Origin of the sequence: Williamsia serinedens (genome assembly GCF_024171725.1) — a bacterium.
Lineage (GTDB): Bacteria > Actinomycetota > Actinomycetes > Mycobacteriales > Mycobacteriaceae > Williamsia_A > Williamsia_A serinedens.
Genome location: NZ_JAMTCG010000028.1, coordinates 1 through 1274 on the forward strand (window position 1 = coordinate 1; position 1274 = coordinate 1274).

2 protein-coding genes are annotated in these 1274 nt (G+C 68.1%); both read right to left on the reverse strand.

What is annotated here, in order from left to right; genetic code table 11:
* Positions 1-61: 61 nt before the first annotated feature.
* Positions 62-286: a hypothetical protein gene (locus tag LX12_RS21770; protein ID WP_253656711.1), complete on the reverse strand. Its 225-nt coding sequence runs from the start codon at positions 284-286 to the stop codon at positions 62-64.
* Positions 283-1274, reverse strand: a 992-nt coding sequence (locus LX12_RS21775) for an N-acetylmuramoyl-L-alanine amidase (RefSeq protein ID WP_253656712.1), incomplete at its 5' end; no start/stop codon positions are given. The genes LX12_RS21775 and LX12_RS21770, both read right to left, overlap by 4 nt.

Consider the following 1274-nt stretch of genomic DNA (forward strand, 5'->3'; position numbering starts at 1 on the left):
CGTCGTCCGCGGTCACCTCGACCACCTCTCAGCAGGGCGCGCATGAGCGTCGCAACAAAGATCAGGTGGTGGCGTCGCCATCGAGGCGATCGAGTTCGGTGACCACCGCCGGGCCGTTCTTCTTCCACCAGGTGCCGAAGATGGTGAGGCCGGTGACGACGCCGTTGATGTAGGGCATCCAGTTGGCGGGGAACACTGCCGCGTAGTTCGCGACGAGGAGAACGATGAGGCCAGTGGCGGTGATGACCGCCTTGGCGTAGTGGTCGAGACGTTGGGCGACGCTCATGCTGCTTCTTTCGAGAGGGTGACGACCACTCCGGACGGGGACCAGGTGAGGTCGCCGTGCTCGAAGTGCTGGACGATGTTGTCGGTGCCCGGGACGGGGGTCTCGACGGATGTGGGGTAGCCGAGTCGGCTGTTCTCCCAGCCGAGGTCGCGGTAGGTGTCGCCGATACGTCCGTGGACGTCGAAGCCGCGGGTGGCCCCGTCCTTGCGGAGCAGGGTGCCGCCCTCGAAGGCCTGCACCGCTCCGTCCTTGAGCTTCGTGAACGGTCGGGTGGGGTAGCCGAGTCGGCCGTTCTCGTAGCCGTAGTCGGTGCCCCACGTCTCGAACAGTCCGCCGTGCGGGACGGGGAACGCCGCGGTGGCGCCGCGCTTCCAGTAGATGTGGGCGTTCTCGTAGGCGACGAACGCGCCGGCCTTCAGGGGGCGCTCGTCCTTGTCGAGGCGCTTGCCCACCCACGGGCTCGCTGCTGCGGCTGCGTTGATGAGGTTTACGACGGGCGCGACGACACCACCAGTCGACGCGCGCTTGATCAGTTCGTCGAACGGGAAGCCTGCACCCGGGTCGTGGTGGCCGCCGCCGCGCGCACCGAAGTCCATGTGGCCGGCGACGCCAGCGCCCTTGCGCGGCCACCCCTCGGTGCCGCCGCTGCCGACGTACTCGAGCGGGATCCCGTACTCCTGGTGCGCGGCGGCGAGGATCTTCGCCGCGCGCGTCAGTGCAAGGTCCTCGTTGAGTCCGTCACCGGAATCGTCGATCCCGTCGAGCCACTGTCCGCGCGACCACCGGGCGAACGACCCGGCGAAACACACGTGGACGCCGAGGTTGTTCGCATCGGCCGCGGCCCAGGGTCCCTCGTTGCGGGGGACGATCTCAACAGTGTCGCGGCCGTCGACGGAGAAGTTGTAGGCGACCGGGTTGGACGTCTTGGCAGAGTTGTTGCAGAAGTTGGCGAGCGCCACCGCGTTCGACTGGGCCTCCTGGGTGTGGG

Coding starts and splice junctions, on each gene's coding strand:
- LX12_RS21770 (WP_253656711.1), bottom strand. CDS start 286: ATGAGCGTCGCCCAACGTCTCGACCACTACGCCAAGGCGGTCATCACC.